This window comes from Methylophaga sp. F7 (genome assembly GCF_056863975.1).
Genome location: NZ_CM166511.1, coordinates 1,776,744 through 1,799,789 on the forward strand (window position 1 = coordinate 1,776,744; position 23,046 = coordinate 1,799,789).

The window sequence follows — 23,046 nt, forward strand, 5'->3', positions numbered from 1 at the left end:
AAATTTGGAGAATAGGAAATTGCCCACAAAGGTTTTTATCAGCTACGCACATGAATCCGTAGAGTTGTCAAATAATGTCCTTGAGTTTTCCAATTTATTAAGAAGTAAAGGAATTGATTCAGAGATAGATCAGTATGAAGAGGCTCCTGCTGAGGGGTGGCCTAAATGGATGATGCGGCAGATACAAAAAGCTGATTTTGTAATAGTTTGCTGTTCAAAGCTCTTTTACGAGAGAGCTAACGATTTCTCGGGCAGCGATGATGGTTTAGGGGTAAAGTGGGAGACCTCACTTATACTGCAACAATTGTATGGATTGAGTACAAATAACACAAAATTTATTCCTGTTATATTTGATAGTCACAATAGACCTCATATCCCTCTACCTTTGCAACCATACACCTATTACCAGCTCGATGATGAGTCAAGCAAGGAACGGTTGATTAATAGGCTACATGGTACAAGCAAGTCTAAACGGCCACCGTTAGGTGAAAAGCCAGCAGAAAGACTCATTGATGAGCTCGAACAGAAAGAGCGAAAATCAATGTTTATTAGCTCTATTATTGATGTTGATCTCTGGAATGAAGCAAAGTGGTCAGGAATGGCATTTGTGTCAGATCCAAGTCTGAAAAGCCCCCCAATAGCATGTTTCATGTTTGCAAATGAAGAGGCTGGTGAGAAAATATTTAAAGCCCTAAAGGAAAATTTTGGTGTTTTTGATACCAAAGATGAGATGAGGCTAAGTTTCATTGAGAATATTTCATCAAGTGCACCTAGAGATTACAAAGTTCATTTTGGGTCATCGAGAGACGTTCTGGCAGATAAGCTTGGCCAGTATGGTATGGAAAAAGATTCATCATTACTTGTGACATTTTCGAGATTTCATGAGATGAATCCACCAAGCGATCCCAGCAGTCTAACTGTATTCAAACATTCATTTAGCCATTTCAAGACCTTCTATATTACAAATCTGATTACAAAGAATGGTCAAATTCAGCCTTCATTTTCGAATCTAATTCAAAAGAACAAGATCTCGTTTAGGACGAAGAGTGAAGTTATAAAAGATAAAAATGATGAAGACTACGTTGTTTTTGGAACATACGAAAAAACCTAACAAATACCTGCTAGGGACGGCATTAAGCAGCGCTCCATAATAAATTGAATGAAACAAGTCTGTCCCCACGCAGGTGCATGGGGGAAAAGAAAAACTTTCAGAGGAATGTTCATGGAAGAGGAATTGACCAAAAGTGGAAAACCTGTCTCTCAGAAAACATTTGGAACAATGGTATGCCAAGATAAAATATGCAGGCATGCTGCGGTTGAATTAGAGCTATTTGACACTGACCTACGACTATTTGGAAGGTATCTGCATCACAATGGATTTCGAACAATCAAAGAAGCTAGAAAGGTTCTTGAAAAATTTGTGAGAAGTAAATCAAATCCTTTTGTCGAATTATCACCCAAAAAGACCGACATTATCGATTTCAACTTATGGAAACAAGGAAGAAAGTAATCGATGTCTAAAGATGAAATTGAGGCAAAAATTGAGTTTCAAGAAATAATAGCCGAAGCAAATCCTGGTAGCTTTAAACCGGTTCGATTTACTCGAGTTAAATATAAACTCAGTCCTCAATCGCACATTGATATTCGTCAATACCAACGAGGTTATGATCTTGAAGGTGAAGATGTGTTTTTCCCCACTAAAAAAGGGTTTAGATTTCCAGAGCGCGAATTCAGAAAAGTCGTTGAAAAATATGCATTAATGCCTGAAACGTATATACACCCGATTATTGTAGAAAAGTGTTTTTCACTTCTAAAGAATAATCATTATGAGAGCGCAGTTATACAAGCATTCAAAGCTATTGAAGTATTTACCCGTAAAAAAGTTGGGGCAGGTTCTGAACTATTTGGTGAGCGCTTGTTAAAAAAGGCCTTTCACCCCGAAGATGGCATTCTCACTAATTACAGTCTTCCTAAAAATGAAAGAGCTGCTTTTCTCAATTACATAACTGGAGCATTCAGCTTCTACAGAAATTCGAGCTTTCATCGTGATGTAGATCTGGACATGATTTCAGCATTTGATCGTATTGCTGTGGCTAGTGACTTACTTAAAATTATTGAAGATTCTCAGATCAAATAATTTAAATAACTCGATGCTCATCTCATAGCTTTCATAAAAATATAGGTCAGTAAATGAAGATATCAACAGAAGATATGTATAGCGCACTCGAACGCTCAGGGTACTTACTTGAATCAACAATATCTGAAAAGTTGTCATCACTTGGTTTTTTCGTGCAAGCCAATCAGGTAATAGAGGATCCAATTACAGGTAAAGCTCGTGAACTAGATATTATTGCTGAATACTATGGTGATCATACTCATGACTCTAGCATTAGGGCTTGCAGCAAAATCGAATATGTATTCGAAGTAAAAAATAATACATTCCCAATATTGCTTTTATCAGAGTTTCGTTCAAATCCTAACATTGAAGAATGGTGTGGTTTGAAGGAAGCCCTCACTGTTCCAGATAATGTGAGTTATGGTGTGCTAGATTCAACTTACTATGACAAATTGATAGCCAACAATGATCACGTTTTCACTCAATACTGCTCATTTCATCAAAAAAAAGAAAAGGATGAACTTATGGCATTGCATCCCGAAGCAATGCACACAGGAATTTCAAAAATTGTTCAGTATTGCGAGGAACAACTCGAATTGTGGGAAAACATTTATGACGATCATGAAGCGGTCCAATATTTCAGGCATTTCCTGTATATGCCAGTTTTATTGATAAAAGATTCTCTATTTGAATTGATTGATGGAAAGATACAACAAGTAGATCGTTCCACTCTCATCATTAATTATTATCACAAAAAAGAACCCAAACTAGCTCATATACAAGTTGTGACAGAAGCTGGATTAGATGAATTTATACAATTCTGTCAATCATTAGAAAAAGAGGCATTAAATAGAATGAGGAAAGCAAAAGCAGCTCAATAAAGGGCAAGATCAAAAGGGGTCAGAGTCGATTGAAACTCACTTCAAAACAATTATATTTGAGATCAGTGTAAAAATATAAAGAACTGAATTAGATTTACTAAATCTCTTTGAGGAGAAACCAATGGGACTGAATAAAATAGCGGATGCCAAACTTCAAAAATATAACTGTCTTAAAAAAGATCTTTTGGAAAATGGCTTATGGATAAACTTTAACAGTCCCTATGGTTTAGAACATCGTAGTCATTCAATCAAGAAAACGTTAGAAAGTGGAAATTTTTTATCTGCTCTCTTAGTTACTGAAGCAGAGATTTCCAGAGCTTTACTTCAGGAAGTATGTTTGCAATATTTCATCGGCATTCATTCACAAGTAACCAGAGCTATTTATAACCCGAATACTGATAAAGACCAAACACTTAAAAATATTAAAAAATTGATTGAGCAAAACGTTTTCACTGATGAACAAGTAGAAAGTTATTTAGATATTGCTGCGGGTTTTTGTGGACGGTATGCAAATCAGGTCAAACCGAGCTGAAAATAGAAATCAATAGGGTCAGAGTGTTTGATTTTGGGTGACGATATATGAAAGACGAATGAAGAAATTATCACGACCAAGTGCGATCCGAAATGACGATAAAATTGTTCTATCGGTCCGGCAGTGGGTTAACACTTTTGTGATGGAAATGAATCTTTGCCCGTTTGCTAAGTATGAGATGCTGAACAATCGGGTGCGCTTTGCTACCATAAGAGCGATAACGGAAGAGCAATTGTTGATGTCACTGCAAGACGAGCTGGAACTGCTCAATAGTGATCCGTCAGTTGAAACTACGCTGCTGATTCACCCACATGTATTGCAGGACTTTTATGATTACAATCAGTTTTTAAGTAATGCTGATAACCTCCTTTTGGATATGGGACTGGAAGGTACCTATCAGATCGCCAGTTTCCATCCAGATTACCAATTTGGTGGAACAAATCCGGACGATGCAGAGAATTATACAAACCGCTCTCCCTACCCCTTGTTGCATCTTATTAGGGAGGCGAGTCTTGAGCGAGCTATTGTGGAATATCCTGATGTCGATCAAGTTCCAATACGAAACGTGGCGCTAATGAATAGTCTGGGACACAATAAGCTGCAGGCACTATTTGAGAGCCTATTTAAGCTCTAGGGAGTAGTAGTACTTTTTAGCTCCATCCAACAATAAGTGGTGTCTGACCCCATTAATTTCAGAATTAGAAGACCACCTGATAATAATAATTATGAGGCCAATAGCCTCATTAACACGCCGTTATAAAAAAGGGTAATTATGAAGTTTATTTCAATAAGTTTAATGCTTATTACTTCTCTGTTATCAACGGGATGTAGCACTTACAACTACAGACCAGAGATTGAAGGGTCAATAAAAACTCAAAATGAGCGCCTTGCACATTTGAATACATCGGATTGCTGCGTCACACCCGAAATGATGAACAAAGAAATGTTAAGTGAAGAAACTATTCACTTCACAATGTTAGAAAATAGCCATGCTACCGATTTCAATGATTTTAAAAGCCATTACAAACTTTTCGATATATCTAAATTATCTGGCACTACTTATTACAAGCTTGTTACGTATACACAAGAAAAAAACACATCACCAATTCAATTATTTTTACCTAAAATCTATATCCTTGATGAGAACTATAAAATATTGAGAGAATCAGGTCCTAATCATTTAAGCTTTGTTAGGTGGTCCATAAGGGGAAATAACCACTTTGAGTTATTTATTAAAATAGATAAAGAATCGTCACCGAATCAAAAATATATCCTAATTACAGCAAGCCAAGTTCCATATGGAGAACATATCGACTACAGCAAAACCTATAACTCCTTTTACACAAATATCATTGGCAATCAAGCTTATACCGTAAGCGAACCAAAAAATGACTCATTAAGCTTTATAACATCTCCCTCTGGTGCTTTAACAATTGAAAACTTGGGCGTGATGGACAGACCGTTGAATGATAGTGCTTATAGATTTTGATATTTTATAACAATGTACAAAAACAATAGGGTCAGAGAGTTTGATGTTCCAGTTATATCGGTTTGTTTGAGGAGTGTTTTTCTGACATCACATGACATTAAAGCAGACGCTACAAGCTACCTGATGGATCCCAATAATATCAGGGGTAGCAACTTGAAAAAAGAATGGATAGACCTAATCAATGGATATCAAGGGGTCAGCCAACTTGTTTTTACGATTTGGTAGCACGGTTTTCTACCTCCTTTGGCTAACGGTCTGAGAAAGGCCACAACTCAAAGTTTTATTTTGGAGCTTCAATGATGACAACCGAATGGCTGGAAATCAATCAGGGTAGCGCCCCCGTACTGGTGAGCTTACCGCATACCGGAACGCAAATCCCCGACTCTATCCAATCTCAGCTTGCCTGTTCGACCGAACAAGCCCTGACAGATACCGACTGGTATGTGCACCAGTTGTACGATTTTGTCAGCTCAATGGGAATATCCACCGTTCGTACTGCTATTTCCCGCTGCGTGGTCGATGTAAACCGCGATCCTTCCGGTCAGTCATTGTACCCTGGCCAGGCCACCACAGAGCTTTGCCCAACAACCCGTTTTGATGGTCAGCCGCTGTATTCAGCGCCTCTTGACGACGCAGAAATTGAACGTCGTAAAAAGCAGTATTTTGAACCCTACCATGCCGCTATTCGGGGGCAGTTGGACCGGTTGTTGCTGGATCACGACATTGTCATTCTGTTTGACGCCCACTCGATTCGTTCACAATGTCCGCGACTGTTCGACGGCACTTTGCCCAACTTGAACCTGGGTACGAATAGTGGTCGAAGCTGCGCACCAGACCTTGCCCTTCTGGTCGAAAAGCATTTATCCGGTGGTAATTTTTCTTTCGTGCATAACGGTCGGTTTAAAGGTGGCTGGATAACCCGTCATTATGGCCAGCCTTCCAGTCAGGTTCACGGGTTGCAGTTGGAAATAGCTCAGCAAAGCTACATGCACGAAGTTCAAGGTGACTCTCCTGCCCCATATTCTGCTGCCCGTGCTGCTGCATTGCAGTCAGAACTGAATGGTCTGTTTGTTAAGCTGGTGAACTGGGCTCAGGCCAAGGGTTCAAGGGGTCAGCCAACTTGAAAAGTTTACTTGCTACTCTGAAAATCAAGGAATCAATAGGGTCAGAGTCGATTGAAATTTGCTTCACAACTATCAATGGTAACTGACCCCATTTATTTCAATTTTTGTCCGTGCTACAGACATTGAGCATCATGGAATATTTATCAGAACTCGGACATATTGGTCTTTTTATCTCTGCATTTTTAGCCGCGACGATTTTACCTTTAAGCTCAGAAATTGTTTTGAGTGCGTTATTGCTGAATGGTTTATCACCCACGACGCTCGTAATCATTGCAACAACAGGAAACGTTTTGGGTTCACTCACAAACTATGCTTTAGGTTACTGGGCTAGCTTGGTTGTGGTAAAAAAGTGGTTAAGGATGTCGGAAGCTGATTTCGTACGAGCAGAACAGCGCTTTGTTAAATACGGCATGTTTGCGTTGTGTTTTGCTTGGGTTCCAATAATCGGTGACCCATTAACCGTTATGGCAGGTGTTTTGCGGGTTCGCTTAAAGTGGTTTCTTATACTGGTTACAGCGGGTAAATTTCTACGGTATGTCGTGATTAGTTACATGGTATTGAATGTCAATTGACGGATAAATCAAACGATCAACAATTAAAAGAGACAGATCCCGTAGGTTGGGTTGAAGCATGAAGCCCAACACTTCATAAATGACGCAACGTTATCTAATTGTTGGGTTTCGTAAACTCAACTCAACCTACCCTATTTTGAAAATCCAGGTGTCAATTAACTAAAAAAAGGGGCGGATTTATTTAACTAAAATAAACTCGCCCCCTTTTCGATCTCGAATCTGTCTAATCAGGCCCGCTGGCGGTCATGCTTACCCTCGGCGAATTCTTCAATGGCTTTGCTGCAGAAAGCTTCGAGATCATCTGGTTTTCGGCTGGTCACCAACCCTTGGTCCACCACTACTTCCTGATCGACCCAGTTACCGCCCGCATTCTGAATATCGGTGCGCAGGCTTGGCCAGGATGTCAGTTTTCGCCCTTTAAGTACATCTGCTTCGACTAGTGTCCAAGGGGCATGGCAGATCGCCGCCACAGGCTTATGTTCAGTGAAAAAACCACGGACAAACTCAACTGCATTTTGGTCGGTACGTAATGCATCCGGGTTAGCAACACCGCCAGGTAATACCAGACCATCATAATCACCGGCCGATACATCAGCGACGCTTTTGTCTACCTGAAATGCATCGCCTTTGTCGAGATGGTTAAAGCCATGAACTTTGCCTTCTTCGAGCGCTATCAACTCTGTTTCGGCGCCTGCAAGCTTGATTTGCTCCCAGGGCGTAGTCAATTCGATTTGCTCAAAGCCGTCGGTCACGAGAAACGCAATTTTTTTGCCTTGCAGAGATTTACTATTATTCGCTGAATTTTGCATTGGTTGTCCTCCTGATAAGTTGAGCGCTAACCTTACTTATGGTCTAAGCGCTTAAGTTGTCTACCAGCAATTAACGCAAGGACAATGCCAGTTGAAAATATACCTCGGAGATGGTTACTGGCCGTGCCTGTTGGTTTCTAGCCCAACATTTCAGATTCTCAGGAAATGAACTTTTTACAACTTTGCCAGTAAGATTTACAGCTTAAGTCCGTTCCTACGCAGGAGCAAGGGAACGAGGTGTATGGTAGGTTGGCGCTGAGGTACGAAGCCCAACAATTCTCTTAAACGTTACAAGTTCAACAGGACAACAGGATATGTATGGAATTGTTGGGTTTCGTAAACTCAACCCAACCTACCCGTTTTCTTTGTGATGTTAATCTGTAAAAACCGGCTTAATCACATCACGATAGTTACGAATACGTTGCACAAAATGAACAGGTTCATAACCTCGAGCGTAACCATAACGGGTGCTGGGGTAATATCGTTTGTCCGCTTTCAATGGCAGGACCTCACGCATATCTGACCAGGAATTCGGATTTTTACCTAAATCACGGGCCAGCTGCCGGGCATCTAATAAATGGCCTCGACCAATGTTGTAGCTGGCAAGTGCCAGGTAAGTTCGATCGGGCTCGGGAATTGATTCAGGTAAGCGTTGATGGCGATCAGCAAGATAGCGGGCGCCACCATCGATAGCTTCTTCAGGATCAGTGCGATCTTCCACGCCCAGTTCTTCGGCTGTTGCCTGGGTGAGCATCATGATGCCACGCACTCCCGTTGGGGATACGGCTTTTGGATTCCAGTTTGATTCCTGATACGCCAGGGCGGCCAGCAGGTCAGCGGGTATACCAGTGTTTTCTTCTGCTGTTTCGAATTCATCGATATAACGTTTCAGGCGTTTATCAATACTACGATTGAGCGCACGTAAATCAACGAAATCAAACTCACTGATATAGCTGTAATAACGACTTTCCATCCGACCAATGGCTTCATCACCTTCACGGCTGTTCATCCACTCATGCGCGTCGTTAGCAATGCTTCTGAATTTATTAGGTGCATACCAGCCGAGATTACGGCCATCGGTGAGGTCCATGGCAACTTCCAGATAGGGAAAATGCCGTTGCATAATATTGACGATATTGGCATCAGCCACTGAGCATTGAATGTTTTTTTCTGCCACCGCGGTAAGTATCAACTCACTGGTTCGTGAATCTTCACGAAACTGTATGTCAGCATAATCAGCATTAATTTCAGTGAGAGTAGCTACGTAGCTGGAATCCTCCGTCACCACAATCTCAAAATCGCTTAAGCTATCGTATGAATCAGGTAATGGACTCAGTTCCCGATGACAAACCAGTTGTTCGGTCACTTCGGTATGTGCTGGGCCTTTAGCGTATTTTGCATTACGAAGAGTGTTAAAGGTAAGGCCTGCTGCGGCCAGATGTACTGAAGCATTGTCGAGTGCTTTGATTACTGCTGAGGTGGAGTCATACATTGTCCACTCAACCTCCCAACCACGTGCGGCAGCATAATCTGTTATCAACGCATATTCAGGTCCGGCAGGATTTTCATGACGGTCTAAATAATAGGTAGTTGAACCGTTACGTGTGGCAACGTGTAAGACACCACTTTCAGATGGTGCTGCCAGATTTTGGTTGGCCCGTTGAGACTCGCTTGAGCAGGCAGGGATTAATGAAATGGTAAGCACACCAAAAAGCAGTGGACGTATATCCTTAATCGACAAAATAACTCCTCTGATTGATTAGTCAGTTACTGTTTTGACACTAATTGAGTAAATCGTTCAGAAAAATTGAGAATGGTTTTCAACCTATCACTAATGTTCATCTTTGGAACAATGACTTTACTTTGACTTCCATTTATAAGATAAAAATATAAACCTGACTATTAATATTTACTTTTATCTATATAAATTAGTTATATTTTTTGAGTTACAGAATAATTAAAAAATTTCTCCTTTATTCAATTATTTTTTATGCTGAATTTGTAATCCTTTATAAACAATTTTAACCACGTCATTTAAAAAGTGATAACCTGTGAAAAATTCCTAAAGCCTTGGTCTGAGTGCCATAATTGAAGTACTCAAGAATGAAATCCAAAGGCATTTAGCAAAATAAATTTAATCAATTGAAATAATAAGTTACTTATCAACTTCTACTCTAAGCGATTAGTAATCTCAATAAAAAAACGTAGTTTTACTTTCCGCTGCTCAACCAAAAAATTTGCAGTATTAATGCTTGCTCACTGGAGTAACAGAGTTGAAGTTAATTATTTCCATCTTATTGGTGTTGTTTACCCGACCTGCTTTTGCCCTGTGTAATGGCGGCGTGACAGTCACAACTACCCTGGAAGTGACAGCCAGTTGTAATGGAGATAACGTAAAAGGACTAACCCTTGATACCGGGGCGGATGTCACGATTGCCTCCGGTGTTACGGTATACAATGATGCGTTTTCTGGTGTCAAGGGTCGATCTGTGGTGATTTTGGCCACCTCCACATCAGCTAGAGTAGTCAATTACGGAACCATCGATACCTATTACCAATGGGGATTATGGAATAGTTCGCCTGGCAACGTTGAGGTGATTAACTTTGGCCAAATGTCGAGTTCGGTAAGATACGGTATTACTAATGCAGCAACCATCAACTCATTAACCAATGTCGGTCGTATTACGGGTGATTTTGGCAACTATAACGGTATTTTCGGAAGCATCAACAACGTTAATGCCTCGATAAAGGTTTTTAATAATTTACAAGGTGCACGACTTTCTAACCCGATAAAAATCGTGGGTAATTTGCCCGAAAGTTACAACATCATTATCAATAGCCCTACGGATTATGGTCAGCTTTACGGCACACGTTCCTCTGGCAGTATGGCACTTAACATTTATGGTAATACGGGAACCACACTTGTTGCCGGCGTCGATGCATCAGTCGTCTCCGAAGGAAGATATCTGAATGTCCTGCAAGAATTTACGTCTATAGCCGATATTTCGGGTACAACAGGTACTTATGGCAGCTATAGCTACAGCCTGGTAGCAAATGAGTCGATTTTAAATGCCTGGGATTTATTATTTAAATTTGCCGGCCCATCCGTTGTTGATACCCAAGCCTCTGTTCAATCTCTAGCATCAGACCTACGCGGCGGATTTTCACAGCAGCTTATCGCTACAAACTTTGCCAACATGAACACTTATGACTGTGATTTATTTGATACCAGAGGTTTTTGTGTCTCTGTGGGTGGTCAACAGACCTATGTGGATAATCCCAGCACGCATGAGACTTCTGCCGTAATCGTAGCGGGCTACAAAGCCACACCAACCCTTCGCTTTGGTGGCTTTTTAAACCACAATTTCAATACTGATACCGTCGACAGTGTGGATATTTCAAATGCAAATCCACTGATGGGAATATTTATAGTCTGGAATCAAAATGCAGATCACTTGGGATATCAAGTTAAAATTGCCAATGCGTACCAAGATAAAAATTTAACCACCACACGCGAGATCACTAATACCTCAGAAGCCGGTGTTGGTGACACGTCCATCAATACACAAAGCTATGTGGGTGAATTAAGTTATAGCTTTCTGGTGAATGAAGCGAGAACCTTAGTCAGGCCATATGCCGCTTTGCGTTATACCCGAATCAAACAGGATGCCTATACAGAAGAAGGTTCTATCTTTTCGCCTTTGACCTATGCCGCTCTTGAAGACCGTTCAACCGTTGCTTTAGTGGGTATGAAGCTCAATCAAAAACTGACAGACAAAGTGAATCTCACTGGTAGCGTGGGTATTGAACACGACCTTTCTCACTCCGTAGATGATTTAACAGCGACGGGCGTCAGTGGCTTAACCAGTGAAAATTTTAACGACAGTCTTAATCGCACGCGTCCTGTGGCAAGCATTGGTGCTTATTTCAGCCCCGCCAGTAATCAACGAATTGCAGTAGATTTTTACTACCAACAATTACCTTTTCAAAGTACTGGCTCAGCCACTGCTTATGTGAATTACACACTCGGTTTGTAATTAATGCTGGATGGTTAATTATGTTGGTAGCGTAAAACTTATTTAATGAGTGCATTAAGAACATTGAAACGATGCGTGCTTACTCTAAATTTTATGAAAATCAAGGGGTAAGTTGAAGCATTAACAATACATCATTTCAGCACTAACTTTATGAGACGGTTAAGGACATCAGGACTGGTTATCGCTTGTACACAAGTAAACTGGTTTTGTGCGCGCTGATGACTCTATCAACTACCCTTATTGTTGATTGGTGGCAGAATTGCCGCCACCCGTTTGGGTTGACAGTTGAGATAAGGGGAAGTCGCAAGCCAATGATCATCAGGGTAATAAGAAAAGACAAACTGGCCGTCTTTAAGTGTATCCACCACCTGATCGGCAACATCCCGGCTTACTGCAGGGCATCCATGGCTTCGGCCGATGCGGCCATGGCGTTTGATCCATTGATTGTTCACGTAGTCAGCACCGTGAATAACGATTGCCCGTTCTCGAGCGCGATCATTGATACCAGGTTCCAAGCCATCCATACGCAGGGAATAACCGTGCCGGCCTATATAGCTCTCTGAAGCCCGGAACAGACCGATGTTGGACTGATGGCTGCCTTGTTCATTGGAAAATTTGGTCGCTACATTATCACCTGAGTTGCGACCATGGGCCACCAGCTCCTCGAGAATCAGTGAACGGCTGTTCAAATCAAATATCCACAAGCGTGGTTCGGTTGAAGGTAAAGAAAAATCGATGACCGCCAGTCGGTCCGCCTGGTCAGCACCATGATTGACCGCACACCTCATCGCGGAAATGGCTTTGTCCAGTACGGCTCGATTCATGTTGGGGGCCTGAATGGCCAAGTCTTCCGTAAGTAGCGAAAGCATTCGGGCTTTATCTGCGGCAAGAGATGGAACGGAAAGGATCAGCATCAGGCTAAAGATAAAAGCTGTCGTATGGCGCCGGGATGAGGGCTTGTGCATCAATGTTTTCCCCTAATAGTGCTCTGGTGCCCCTATCAGGGCTGAGTCCATATGTCAGAACCGCAATAATGGTGCGAACAGCACAATTCGTTCGCATCCCGAATTAACAATGTTATGGTTAAGGGATTCTAACAGGCTTGGAGAATGGAGCAAGAAGGTTGTACATTTTGTTACCAAAGTGGTGTGCTTTAACTGCATGCTTTTTCGCCATTTCGGTATGGTCCTGTCAGGTGTTGGCGGTGAATAATTCACTAGGAGATTTTGCCAGCGATCTTGCTCCGATTATGTCTGACGGCGGACTTTGTCGTGTCCCGGACTCTAGCAGTTCACAATCCCAGGCGGTCTGGCTGCAAAGTTTATACGGTAACAGTTTCTCAGCTCCTCTGTGGTCGGATATTGGGCGCTATGATGGCTTGCTTGCTGCCCTTGCGGATGTAAAATGGGATGGCCTGGATCCAAAGATGTATGGCCTCTTGCAGCTGGAAGAATGGCGATCCATCAGCAGTGCAGATGGCGAAACCTTGGCCTGCCGCGATCTATTGGCGTCTACGGCCTATCTGGCAGCGCTCTACCACTTGCAGTATGGTTTACTCGATCGTTCAGATATTGCCCCCTCTGGCGACTCGTTGAGGATAAAAGCAGCGGGGTCGAAGCCGCATCTCTTGACAACCTTGGTGTTGTGGCTCGCCGGGGGCTGCAGAACATCAGCGCCAGTTTTGATAGCGCCCGGCCCAAATTACCCGCATACCGAAAATTACGCTCAGCTTACAAGAACTGGCACGAGCTACATAGTGAGGTAAGTTGGCCTATCGTACCACCTGGCCCCCTACTGAAACCCGGCATGGAGGATGTCAGAGTTTCTATTCTCCGCCAACGATTGGCATCACAGATCAACGGCGTCGATCAGCAAAATGTTCGTCATTCTTATATCACTGATCACTACGATGCAGAACTGGTGGAAATGGTGAAGGATTTTCAGGCACGTCATCGCCTAAAGGTAGACGGAGTTGTGGGACCCGAGACGCTGGCCGCTCTTAATCTGTCACGTAATTATCGTGAGGAGCAGTTACAGATCAACTTGGAGCGTATGCGCTGGCTAGCGCGGGAAATCTCACCCACCCTTTTACTGGTTGACATTGCCGGGGCAAAGGCTACCTATACTCATGAGGGAGAAATCGGCTGGCAAGGGAGGGTGCAGGTTGGGACTGCACGCCGCCCTACCCCCATCCTTCGATCCTCCATAACCCACCTTACCTTCAGTCCCACTTGGACAGTGCCCCCCACCATTTACCGTCAAGACAAGCTGCCCGAGATTCGGCGGAGCATAGCGTATCTAGCCAAAAATCGACTCAGAGTACTGGATCGGGATGGACGTGAATTAAATCCTGCCACTATTGACTGGCAAAACCCAGGTCCTATTAAGCTTCGTCAGGATCCGGGGCCAAGCAATGCGCTTGGTCTGGTGGTCTTCCGTTTTCCCAACCCTTTTTCCGTATTCCTGCATGACACTCCCTATCAGAGTCTGTTTGCGAGCCACAAGCGTACCTTTAGCTCCGGCTGTGTACGTGTGGAAGCGGCCAAACAACTGGCGGACAAACTTTTCGTTGGTGCAAGTCAGAAAACCCAAAACGCAATAAACGATGCCTTGCTTAATAAACAGACACGCAATATCCCCTTGCCTGCCAGCGTACCGATCTTGATGGACTACTGGACAGCTAGGGCATTAGACGATGGTCGGTTGGAATTCAGACCCGATGTATATCATCGCGATGCAAAATTGATGGCAGCCTTGAAAGCACAGCAAAGAATAATAATAAATACCCTTTTCACTGAATTAGAAGAACATCCTGCAATTATGTAAACAGGTTTCAGTTCAGAATTTTCCATTATCAGCCGTTTTTATAAACCGACAAGCGCATTCTGGTTGATTGGATCGACGACTATCAGCCGGCAGGCGCCAGCTGCTTCCGGAAATATCATCATTCATTTTGCGCCCCACCATGCATTCTTTATTCAAATAAAACTTATGTGGAACAGTGTCAAAACCTGCTGCATTTCAACAACTATAAATTTATATATGAATTGTAAATATTGTTCTTGAGAATCAGTGGATTAGCCAACTCAGTCTTTTTATATCCTTCCCCTATGTAGTAATTTTTCCCCACAGTGTCGATCTCGTGAAGTCTCGTTCGACAATCCAGTAGAGACAGAGGTCTTCCAAAGCTTCAAGTTGGAAATTCTGTTCCACTACAGCTACTAACTGATTTATTCCTAATCTGAATAAATCAAAATTAAGGATATTGTTATGTTGAATGAAACAGGTACAGTTCGATTACACCGCGTTTTGCGAGCTCCAGCCGAGCGAGTTTATAAGGCATTTACAGAGAAAAGCGCTTTAGAATATTGGCTCCCTCCCTATGGGTTTATTGGGACGGTCCATGAAATTGATGTTCGCGCTGGTGGTGGCTACAGGATGTCTTTCACAAACTTCGGTACTGGCAACAGTCATACTTTCACTGTCGAATTTGTAGAGCTTGTGGCTAATGAACGTATTCGCCACACGGATCGTTTTGATGACGAAAATCTTCCCGGTGAAATGGTGGTTTCAATCGACTTAAAATCAGTGAGTTGTGGAACGGAATTGAGTATTGTTCAGGAAGGTATTCCAGCGGTCATTCCAGTTGAAATGTGTTATCTGGGATGGCAAGAATCACTTGAACAACTGGCCAAGCTGGTTGAAGCAGAGATTCCTGATTAAAGAGTTTAGTGACTTAAATAGGTTTGGAATTTTTTGTATAAGCGCGTTCCCACACAAGAGCGTGGGAACGAGCGTTTATGGTAAGTCGGTACTAAGGCACGAAGCCCAAGATAATCTGCTGTTAAAAATCCAGTGAGTAACCCAACGTTACCGTCCGGCCACGACCTTTAAAATAACGGGTTGGATTGGCCTGTGCAGACTGTGAATAGTAGGTGAAGTAATCTTTATTCAACAGATTAGCAAACGCCAGGTTGAGTTTACCGGCTGGTAGTTTATAGCCGACTGAAGCATCGACCAGGGTATAGCTGTCGAAATCCAGTTCAGGGTTCTCATCAAACCGGCGAGTAAAGTTGTGACTAGCCTGAATAAAAGAGCTTACTTTAGGTGACCAGTTTGCTGACCAGCTGGCGATTAAACGATTTGGTGGAATATCAGCACCGGTCAGATCTCTATCTACCTGACCATCCCCATCACTATCTGAGCGACCATTGATATGTGAATAACTGAGTTGCAGATGGTTGGCTTTATTTACTTGATACCCCAAAGTCGTTTCTACACCAGTAATTTCAGTTTCTTCACGTTGGATGAAAAAATCATCACCAACTTGTTGCAGTCGGGAACCCAAATCAGAATCTGATTGGTAATAGCTGATTTCAAAGTTGACTTGCTGCCAATCAATACGAAGGCCAATTTCACTGTTTTCTGTCACTATCGGTTTTAAATCGAGAAAATTATCGACGTCCAGTCCTGGTGTATCAATTCCACGTAAAACCCGGCCTACATCTGGCATACCGAAACCTTCAGAATAGTTAGCAAACAGGCTCAACCAGGAGGTTGGGCTGACTACCGTACCAATATTAAATAATGTTTCACTGAATTCAGGATTACCGCCCTCCACTGTCACACCATTTTTACTTGCCACGGTTTGATAGGTATCGACATTCAACTTGGCTTTTTCGTAACGTAAACCGGTATTGAATACTACAGATTCCATTGGCTTGAATTGCGCTTGAATAAAGGGTGCGTAGTTTTTGAATTGCGTCTCTGGCACATAACTTCTACCGGTCAGCATTAAACGCTGTTCGGTGGTGTCTTCAAGGATATCGATACCGGTTGTAAGTTTGAGCTTGTCATCAAATAAGCCATCTTTCATTAAGGTGAATTTGGCGCCGTTTTTATCGGATTCATTTTGTGATTGATCAAAACCCTCCGGGGCCAGAACCGGGTCAACAAAACTTGTGGAGTCTGTAACACCAAATAATGCTTCAAATTCCTGCCGATAAGCCTGGGCGGTAAATTCCATTCCCGCCAAATCAAAGTTTTTATAGGTCAGGCTGGTAGTTAATACCCGGTTTCTCGGTGCATCCCCCATTGGGGTCGCATTAATGGAGGTTGTGGGGGTACCGTTGGCCAAATTGCCATCGACACTGGTGTAGTTATTATCCCCTTCCAACTGGAAACGGTTGATGGACAATTCCAGGTTCTGATTATCATCAAACCAGTAACCCAATTTGGCAAAGACGTCATAGCTGCGTGAATCCATCAGATCACCCTGTGTGTTATCGACGCCGATAGGATCCTCGTCATCATCCAGATACAGGCCTTGCGTTTCATAACTCAAGCCCAGACTGTATTCCCAATTATTCTGGCTTCCCAGCAAGCTGTAATCAGCCCGATAGCCCATGGTTTCAGCATCAATTTTGTTGGACGGCATGGTGGTTGAAACCGACATACGTTGCTTTAGTGTATTGGCCGTAGGTCGCTTGGTAATAAAATTTATAATGCCACCGGTAGCACCCAAACCATGAATGGCACTTGCCCCATGAATCACTTCAATACGCTCAACCATTGATAAATCAATGGTGTGCCCATCACGTTGAGAGTCTCTTAATGGGTTCGATTGTGGAACACCATCTATCAGGAACAGAGGAGAGCGACCACGAAAGGTTTCCCCTGCACTGCTCAATTTTTGTCGGCTGGGAGAAAAAGATGGGAGCAAACTGCTGAGCACCTGAGAGGTATCGCTGGAGAATTCCATTTGCTGCTGAATTTCTTCCTGGCTTATAACGGTAACGACCTGTGGAGAATCTTTTAGCAGTGTGTCAGAGCGGGTTGAAGTGATGGTTAGTTCGTCCAGTTTAACAGCGTCTTCATCGGCCATTACCCCGAGCGATAAGGATAGCGTTGGTAACAAAAACAACATTTGTTGTGAGAGCTTTTTCCGTGGCATCAATTTCTCCATTTAAATTTTAAAAGCACAACATGTTAACCTTAATCTAAATCATTATCAATTGCATATAAAGAGGATGATTAGCAGATTTGCACAGACCATAAAGGATTGCTACCTTTCAAAAAAAATTGTTAAAGGGTGAATTTGTGGAAGTGGAAATTCGTTTATACCCTCAACGGGGATTAGCTGAGAGCTACTCAATTAATCATGGAAAGATAAAAGTTTAAAAATATTTTCTCATTACAACTGATAAGCAGTTGGGCCCAAGGTGCTGAACGGCTCGATAAAACCACGGTAAACCTCAGTGATGCTGAAGATATTGTTGTAGTTATTCATGAACAAAATTAACAACAATCTGGATAAAAGCTAATGCGAGGCCTTACGGTTATTAACATTATATTTTTTATGATGTTTTTATTAAAAATCCAGGCTGAGCATGGCGTTTGACATTAAAGAGTTAAAGCAATGAACATAGCTTTATTAGCAGGATCGGCGTTAACCCTATTTGGCATTTATTTGTTAAAGCATTCTGTGACCAGTTATCAGAAAGCAGTGGCAAGCCAACGTTGGCCCAGCGTTACTGGACAACTGACTGAAGTGCTGCTTTGGGGTTCACGAAATTTAGGTGGGCAAATAAAAGAAGTTGAAAAGCTGAATGTAGAATATAACTACCAAATTAACGGCCAGAACTACACTGGAACATTACCCGCCTTTTATACGGTGATGTACCCGGAAACTCTAGAGTTTGCCGATCAATACCCAGTTAATAGTGATATCAAAATTTATTACAACCCGAAAAATCCCTCTGAGTCTGTATTGATCCCTGGCCCCAGAAAAGACAAACCATACAGTGACTTAATTCTGGGTTTGTTAGGTGTCATTATCGGCGTTGCCATTGCTGTTCTAAGTTGGAGGGGCATTATAGGGTAGCGCTAACTGGCGCTGGGAAATCAGACCCAATAGCGGATTATGCATTTTCACGTAAAAGCAGTATATTTTAAACACCGCATAAATAGTTGACTAAATTAGTCATCAATTGATTAAAAAGTTGAAACTTTAGCTCTGCAAAGCGGCTCTTAGAAAAATGGATGCTAAGGATGATGCACGCGATGGAAGATATATTTGGACATATATCGCTCAATGAGACGAGTTTTCACAACCGCAAGGATTTGATCCGCCTACGTACTGAAGACATTGAGCTACTTCTTGCCTTGCATGTGCCCCTGCAGATCTATGAAACCGAGTTGATTAACGCATTTTACGACCATTTGATGTCATTCGATTTTGCTCAGGAGTTACTGGCAGATCCTGAAGTCCGAGCCCGACTACAATCCACCCAAAAAACTTATTTTCGTAGACTGACTGCTGGTGAATATGACCTGGATTACGCCAAGGATCGTATTCGTGTTGGTATTGCCCATGAACGAGTGGGTCTGACAACGCAGTGGTACATTGGCTCTTACGCCGTTTACCTAGAACTGACCTGCCATTACATTGCTAAAATCCTCTCACAAACGCCCGCTTTAATTGAACCCTCCATCAACGCTTTATACAAGGTTGCCTTATTAGATATTACTCTGGCATTTGATGCATACATGTATGCAAGTCATAAGTCGATCCATGCTGCCAGACAAGAAGTTTCTGATAAATATGAGGATCAATTAAATCTGCAACAAACCATCGATCGTATTCAAAAGGCTTTTATTCTGAATGCATCCTATGACAGTGCTTTGGAGTTGCTGTTAAACGAGCTCATCGAATTCACCAATAGTGCTTTTGGTTTGATTGGCGATGTACTAAATGACGAGAATGATGCCCCATATCTGAAGCTTCGAGCGCTGACTAATATTGCATGGAATGATGAAACCCGGGCGTTGTATGAATCCAATCAGGCTAATGGACTGGAGTTTCATAACCACCATAACTTGCTTGGCAGCGTTATGACCACCGGTAAACCGGTTATTGCCAATTCACCAAATTCAGATAGCCGTTCTGGGGGCGTTCCCGAAGGGCATCCCACATTGAACTCCTATATGGGTCTCCCCTTCTATCACAATGGCAATATTGTCGGCATGATAGGGCTGGCAAATGCCGAAGAAGGTTACACCGAGAAGACAGTAAAACGTCTGACGCCCATTCTGGAAACCTTGGAAAGCCTGTATGAGGCACGGAAACTACGTGATCAATTAACCGAAACTTTGCATGAAAACGATGAATTACGTCAGCAAAATGAAACACAGATTGCGATTTTATTGCAAAAATCAGCTGATGCGATCGGGATCATTAACAAAGATATGGTCATTACCGAATGTAATGATGCCGCCGTTAAGCTTTATGGCGTGTCATCACGTCAGGATTTGATCGGTCTATCTCCATTAAAGATTTCTCCTGCAAACCAAGTAGGGGAATCCAGTAAACATCTTGCCAAACATTATATTTCCAAAGCATTGACTGAGGGCTATCAACGCTTTGAATGGCTGCAAAACACCATCCATGGTGAGAATACACCTACCGAGGTAACCCTGACCCCAGTTATCTTTCATGGAGAGGCTTGCATTCAGGTGGTGTGGCGCGACTTGACTGAAATCAGGGCCAAAGAAAATAGAATTAAACAATTGGCGTATTTTGATGAATTAACCGGGCTTGCCAACAAAAATCTGTTTAGTGATCGTGTCAAACATCTGCTGGAACTCTCTAAACGCTTTAACTACACCATCGCAGTTGTTTACCTCGATTTGGTCAATCACGAAGATGTGAAAGAAACACTTGGTTATATCGCCGGGGATGATTTGTTGCACGCTGTCGGCCGACGTATTGCCAGTACCATCAGAAGTGCCGATACCTTGATACGTTATGTTTTTAGCGATGACCACAGAAATTTCGATATCGATCAAAGAGCAATTGATCGGGAATTTGATTCGCTTGCCAGAATCAATGGTGAAGTCTTTGCCTTGGCAGCAGCAGTGAAATCTGCCGATGCCGCAGCAATGATGGTGGCACGATTGCAGGATACATTAAAGGCACCTTTCACGATTGCAGACTCAAAAGTCATGGTGAATACCCGAACTGGTATTGCTTTATTTCCACAAGATGCAGAGACCTTTGAAACGCTTACCCGGGGTGCCGCAATCGCCTTGGATATTGCTAAAGAAAAATCACAACCCAGTTACTTTTTTAACGTAAAACTTGGCGAAGAAATCCAACGCCGATCCCTCATCGCGAAACGGATTGAATATTCACTGAAATTTGATCCCGATAGTTTCTCTATCCGAATTCAACCTCAAGTTAATGCTCAGACCCATCAACTTACCGGTGCCGAAATACTGTTACGCTGGGATGACAGCACTCTGGGTAGTGTTCCCCCCGGTGTATTTATTCCTATTGCCGAAGAACGCGGCTTAATCAATGAAGTCACTAAACTGGTTTTACAGTTAACGGCTCATGCCCTGAACGCCTGGAAAAAACAAGGTCATACTTTGTTTACGGATCAGGGGATTCGCATGGCAATCAATATTTCTGCTAAAAGTATTGATGATTTGGTTTTCATTGATGAATTTATTGCCGAGGTAAAACAATCAGGTTTAAGCCCGACGGATTTTGAGCTGGAACTGACCGAAACCGGAATCATGTATGACCCCGAAACTGCGATAGAAATCATTAAAAAACTCAAACAGGAAAACTTTGTTCTGGCGATTGATGATTTTGGGATGGGACATTCTTCGCTCAGCTACCTGCGAAACATTGAGGCTGACATTCTCAAAATCGATATGTTTTATATCCGCAATATGCTCCATGACAGTAAAAATATGGCGATCGTTAAAACCATCATTTCAACGGCACAGATTTTTGGTATGAAAACCTTGGCTGAAGGTGTTGAAGATGAAGAAACAGCGAATGAATTAAAAATCTTAGGCTGTGATTATGCTCAGGGTTATTTCTTCTCCTACCCTCTCACCATTAGTGAGTTCGAAGAGAAATGGATAAAACAAAATCGCACTTCCAGGGGCAACTTAAACAATCGTTGAACTGTTCAACGAATACAGTTTTTTCCACGCTTTTTGGCTTTGTACATGGCTTCATCGGCGGCGGCTAGGAGCTGGGTGATATCCTCTCCCTGCTCAGGAAACAGCGCGATACCAATACTGACAGAAAGTTCTATTTCATGTTCTTGCCATTCATAGGGCTCTGCCAGTGCCAAGCGGATTTTTTCGGCTACTCCTAATGCACCCAAGCGATTTTCCACCGTTTCCAGTAGCACGACAAATTCGTCTCCACCAAATCTTACGACGGTATCGGTTTCTCGCACACAATCCGTAATGCGTCCTGCTACTTCCTTTAACAGATAATCCCCTGCCGCATGACCATAAGTGTCATTGGCCTCTTTGAATTTATCCAGGTCCATATACATCAGAGCAAAATGGTTTTGTTCACGCTTGGCTCTTAATAATGAACGTTGCACCCTATCCTGAAATAATTCACGGTTAGGCAAGCCGGTTAACGCATCATATAAAGCCAAGTGTTGCAGTCGTTCAAATCGTTGATGGCGTTCAATGGCGGTGGCAACCTGTAAAGCGGTAAAAGTTAATAACGCTCGATCATTTTCATTCAGCGAATAATCTTGTTCCATTAAAGCCAGGCCAATAATGCCGTGAGACTCTTCATCAAACTCCAGCGGCACTAATAACATTAATTTGTCATCAATTTTTTGGAGCACGATTTGATTATCACTGGCAATACGAAGCTTCACCTCATTTTTCAGCATGTGCATACAGCCGCCCACACTCTCAAAAATAGTGTGCCATTTAGAATCATTTATGGGCGAAACTTCGACGCCGAAGGTCGCGATGGAGATATGAGAGTCGAGATGAAAGAGAATTTGCTGGCAGATCTGTTTGATACCGTTGGTTCGGTGCGCAGTGTCTGATATCGCAATCAGCGAATTTTGCATTTCCTCTGCGGCTTTAATGCGGGTGATATCACGGGCAACGCCCAATCGCATTTTGTGCTTGTCTGACCAACTGGTGGACCACAGCAGATGCACCACCTGGCCATCTTTTCGTATATAGCGGTTCTCAAAATCCAGGACATGTTTGTCCTGCATAACACTATCAATACTTTGCTGGGTTTTATTATGATCTTCGGGATGAAGCAGATCCAGCATTCTTTTGCCTATCAATTCTTCGGCTGGATAGCCGAAAACGCGATGCGCTCCATTGCTGATATAGATAATCCGGCTGTCTTCATCCACAGCACAAATGGCGTCGAGCAGTAAGTCTACGTATTCGCTAAATGAATCAAGAAGAGGTTTATCCATAACATATTCTTACGTGTTGTCGGGCATCTGACAAGCATCTCACCAGTCTGTAACTACTAAGCTATCGACCTGTTCGTGCTATCAATCTGTGCAGTTATTCATGAACCGTCGGAATTATTCACTTAAACGTCAGGAAAAACCGCTTGCGGTCATTCATTGATGGCATCGTCCTGGTTTTGCTGTTTTAGTTTTTATCAGCCTTTGGGCCGCTACGTAGCT

At 42.6% G+C, this 23,046-nt stretch carries 20 protein-coding genes; 15 read left to right on the top strand and 5 right to left on the bottom strand.

Annotation, left to right across the window (positions count from 1 at the left end; translation table 11 throughout):
* Window positions 1-4: 4 nt before the first annotated feature.
* The 9 genes from AC08OG_RS09035 (at window position 5) to AC08OG_RS09075 (ending at window position 6,714) form a co-directional block, all read left to right on the top strand.
* Window positions 5-1,111, top strand: a complete 1,107-nt coding sequence (locus AC08OG_RS09035; protein WP_482929340.1) for an SEFIR domain-containing protein — start codon at window positions 5-7, stop codon at window positions 1,109-1,111.
* A gap of 111 nt (window positions 1,112-1,222) precedes the next feature.
* Window positions 1,223-1,510, top strand: coding sequence for a hypothetical protein (locus AC08OG_RS09040; RefSeq protein ID WP_439503420.1), 288 nt, complete (start codon window positions 1,223-1,225; stop codon window positions 1,508-1,510).
* A 3-nt stretch (window positions 1,511-1,513) separates the two neighbouring features.
* Complete coding sequence (locus AC08OG_RS09045; RefSeq protein ID WP_439503421.1) at window positions 1,514-2,137, top strand: TIGR02391 family protein; 624 nt, start codon at window positions 1,514-1,516, stop codon at window positions 2,135-2,137.
* A 53-nt stretch (window positions 2,138-2,190) separates the two neighbouring features.
* The gene (locus AC08OG_RS09050) at window positions 2,191-2,997 is read left to right on the top strand and encodes a hypothetical protein (RefSeq protein WP_439503422.1); all 807 of its coding nucleotides are present in this window, start codon (window positions 2,191-2,193) and stop codon (window positions 2,995-2,997) included.
* A gap of 121 nt (window positions 2,998-3,118) precedes the next feature.
* Window positions 3,119-3,529, top strand: coding sequence for a hypothetical protein (locus tag AC08OG_RS09055; RefSeq protein WP_439503423.1), 411 nt, complete (start codon window positions 3,119-3,121; stop codon window positions 3,527-3,529).
* Between the two features lie 58 nt (window positions 3,530-3,587).
* Window positions 3,588-4,163: a DUF1415 domain-containing protein gene (locus AC08OG_RS09060; RefSeq protein WP_439503424.1), complete on the top strand. Its 576-nt coding sequence runs from the start codon at window positions 3,588-3,590 to the stop codon at window positions 4,161-4,163.
* 138 nt (window positions 4,164-4,301) lie between these two features.
* A complete protein-coding gene (locus tag AC08OG_RS09065; protein ID WP_439503425.1) occupies window positions 4,302-5,018 on the top strand; it encodes a hypothetical protein in 717 nt (238 codons plus the stop codon).
* 296 nt (window positions 5,019-5,314) lie between these two features.
* Complete coding sequence (hutG, locus tag AC08OG_RS09070; protein ID WP_482929341.1) at window positions 5,315-6,142, top strand: N-formylglutamate deformylase; 828 nt, start codon at window positions 5,315-5,317, stop codon at window positions 6,140-6,142.
* 131 nt (window positions 6,143-6,273) lie between these two features.
* Window positions 6,274-6,714: a YqaA family protein gene (locus AC08OG_RS09075; RefSeq protein WP_439503427.1), complete on the top strand. Its 441-nt coding sequence runs from the start codon at window positions 6,274-6,276 to the stop codon at window positions 6,712-6,714.
* A gap of 227 nt (window positions 6,715-6,941) precedes the next feature.
* On the opposite strand, the gene AC08OG_RS09080 is transcribed toward AC08OG_RS09075, so the two are convergent.
* Together AC08OG_RS09080 and mltF are read right to left on the bottom strand one after the other, a co-directional pair.
* Window positions 6,942-7,523, bottom strand: coding sequence for a type 1 glutamine amidotransferase domain-containing protein (locus tag AC08OG_RS09080; protein WP_292357348.1), 582 nt, complete (start codon window positions 7,521-7,523; stop codon window positions 6,942-6,944).
* A gap of 373 nt (window positions 7,524-7,896) precedes the next feature.
* A complete protein-coding gene (mltF, locus tag AC08OG_RS09085; protein ID WP_439503428.1) occupies window positions 7,897-9,264 on the bottom strand; it encodes a membrane-bound lytic murein transglycosylase MltF in 1,368 nt (455 codons plus the stop codon).
* Window positions 9,265-9,796: 532 nt separating this feature from the next.
* On the opposite strand from mltF, the gene AC08OG_RS09090 reads away from it, so the two are divergent.
* On the top strand, window positions 9,797-11,560 hold the full coding sequence (locus AC08OG_RS09090) for an autotransporter outer membrane beta-barrel domain-containing protein (RefSeq protein ID WP_439503429.1): 1,764 nt from the start codon (window positions 9,797-9,799) through the stop codon (window positions 11,558-11,560).
* Window positions 11,561-11,787: 227 nt separating this feature from the next.
* On the opposite strand, the gene AC08OG_RS09095 is transcribed toward AC08OG_RS09090, so the two are convergent.
* Window positions 11,788-12,525 (bottom strand): murein L,D-transpeptidase catalytic domain family protein, encoded by a 738-nt coding sequence (locus AC08OG_RS09095; protein ID WP_482929342.1) that lies wholly within the window; start codon window positions 12,523-12,525, stop codon window positions 11,788-11,790.
* 284 nt (window positions 12,526-12,809) lie between these two features.
* On the opposite strand from AC08OG_RS09095, the gene AC08OG_RS09100 reads away from it, so the two are divergent.
* The 3 genes from AC08OG_RS09100 to AC08OG_RS09110 all read left to right on the top strand — a co-directional run bounded on the left by AC08OG_RS09100 (window position 12,810) and on the right by AC08OG_RS09110 (window position 15,283).
* Window positions 12,810-13,325 (top strand): L,D-transpeptidase scaffold domain-containing protein, encoded by a 516-nt coding sequence (locus AC08OG_RS09100; protein WP_482930538.1) that lies wholly within the window; start codon window positions 12,810-12,812, stop codon window positions 13,323-13,325.
* Window positions 13,326-13,366: 41 nt separating this feature from the next.
* Window positions 13,367-14,386: a L,D-transpeptidase family protein gene (locus AC08OG_RS09105; protein ID WP_482929343.1), complete on the top strand. Its 1,020-nt coding sequence runs from the start codon at window positions 13,367-13,369 to the stop codon at window positions 14,384-14,386.
* Between the two features lie 444 nt (window positions 14,387-14,830).
* The gene (locus AC08OG_RS09110; protein ID WP_292399168.1) at window positions 14,831-15,283 is read left to right on the top strand and encodes an SRPBCC family protein; all 453 of its coding nucleotides are present in this window, start codon (window positions 14,831-14,833) and stop codon (window positions 15,281-15,283) included.
* 121 nt (window positions 15,284-15,404) lie between these two features.
* Here AC08OG_RS09110 and AC08OG_RS09115 read toward each other — a convergent pair whose 3' ends face one another.
* Entirely contained in the window at window positions 15,405-17,513 is a 2,109-nt protein-coding gene (locus AC08OG_RS09115) for a TonB-dependent receptor (protein ID WP_482929344.1), read from the bottom strand.
* 465 nt (window positions 17,514-17,978) lie between these two features.
* Here AC08OG_RS09115 and AC08OG_RS09120 point away from each other — a divergent pair, with 465 nt between their 5' ends.
* Entirely contained in the window at window positions 17,979-18,443 is a 465-nt protein-coding gene (locus AC08OG_RS09120; RefSeq protein ID WP_439503432.1) for a DUF3592 domain-containing protein, read from the top strand.
* 179 nt (window positions 18,444-18,622) lie between these two features.
* Window positions 18,623-21,538, top strand: a complete 2,916-nt coding sequence (locus AC08OG_RS09125; protein WP_482929345.1) for an EAL domain-containing protein — start codon at window positions 18,623-18,625, stop codon at window positions 21,536-21,538.
* A 5-nt stretch (window positions 21,539-21,543) separates the two neighbouring features.
* On the opposite strand, the gene AC08OG_RS09130 is transcribed toward AC08OG_RS09125, so the two are convergent.
* Entirely contained in the window at window positions 21,544-22,827 is a 1,284-nt protein-coding gene (locus AC08OG_RS09130; protein WP_482929346.1) for a PAS domain-containing protein, read from the bottom strand.
* Window positions 22,828-23,046: the final 219 nt, after the last annotated feature.

Coding starts and splice junctions, on each gene's coding strand:
- AC08OG_RS09050 (WP_439503422.1), top strand. CDS start 2,191: ATGAAGATATCAACAGAAGATATGTATAGCGCACTCGAACGCTCAGGG.
- AC08OG_RS09065 (WP_439503425.1), top strand. CDS start 4,302: ATGAAGTTTATTTCAATAAGTTTAATGCTTATTACTTCTCTGTTATCA.
- AC08OG_RS09075 (WP_439503427.1), top strand. CDS start 6,274: ATGGAATATTTATCAGAACTCGGACATATTGGTCTTTTTATCTCTGCA.
- AC08OG_RS09060 (WP_439503424.1), top strand. CDS start 3,588: ATGAAGAAATTATCACGACCAAGTGCGATCCGAAATGACGATAAAATT.
- AC08OG_RS09125 (WP_482929345.1), top strand. CDS start 18,623: ATGGAAGATATATTTGGACATATATCGCTCAATGAGACGAGTTTTCAC.
- AC08OG_RS09120 (WP_439503432.1), top strand. CDS start 17,979: ATGAACATAGCTTTATTAGCAGGATCGGCGTTAACCCTATTTGGCATT.
- AC08OG_RS09095 (WP_482929342.1), bottom strand. CDS start 12,525: ATGCACAAGCCCTCATCCCGGCGCCATACGACAGCTTTTATCTTTAGC.
- AC08OG_RS09040 (WP_439503420.1), top strand. CDS start 1,223: ATGGAAGAGGAATTGACCAAAAGTGGAAAACCTGTCTCTCAGAAAACA.
- hutG (WP_482929341.1), top strand. CDS start 5,315: ATGATGACAACCGAATGGCTGGAAATCAATCAGGGTAGCGCCCCCGTA.
- AC08OG_RS09110 (WP_292399168.1), top strand. CDS start 14,831: ATGTTGAATGAAACAGGTACAGTTCGATTACACCGCGTTTTGCGAGCT.
- AC08OG_RS09080 (WP_292357348.1), bottom strand. CDS start 7,523: ATGCAAAATTCAGCGAATAATAGTAAATCTCTGCAAGGCAAAAAAATT.
- AC08OG_RS09115 (WP_482929344.1), bottom strand. CDS start 17,513: ATGCCACGGAAAAAGCTCTCACAACAAATGTTGTTTTTGTTACCAACG.
- AC08OG_RS09045 (WP_439503421.1), top strand. CDS start 1,514: ATGTCTAAAGATGAAATTGAGGCAAAAATTGAGTTTCAAGAAATAATA.
- AC08OG_RS09055 (WP_439503423.1), top strand. CDS start 3,119: ATGGGACTGAATAAAATAGCGGATGCCAAACTTCAAAAATATAACTGT.
- AC08OG_RS09105 (WP_482929343.1), top strand. CDS start 13,367: ATGGAGGATGTCAGAGTTTCTATTCTCCGCCAACGATTGGCATCACAG.
- AC08OG_RS09130 (WP_482929346.1), bottom strand. CDS start 22,827: ATGGATAAACCTCTTCTTGATTCATTTAGCGAATACGTAGACTTACTG.
- AC08OG_RS09100 (WP_482930538.1), top strand. CDS start 12,810: ATGTCTGACGGCGGACTTTGTCGTGTCCCGGACTCTAGCAGTTCACAA.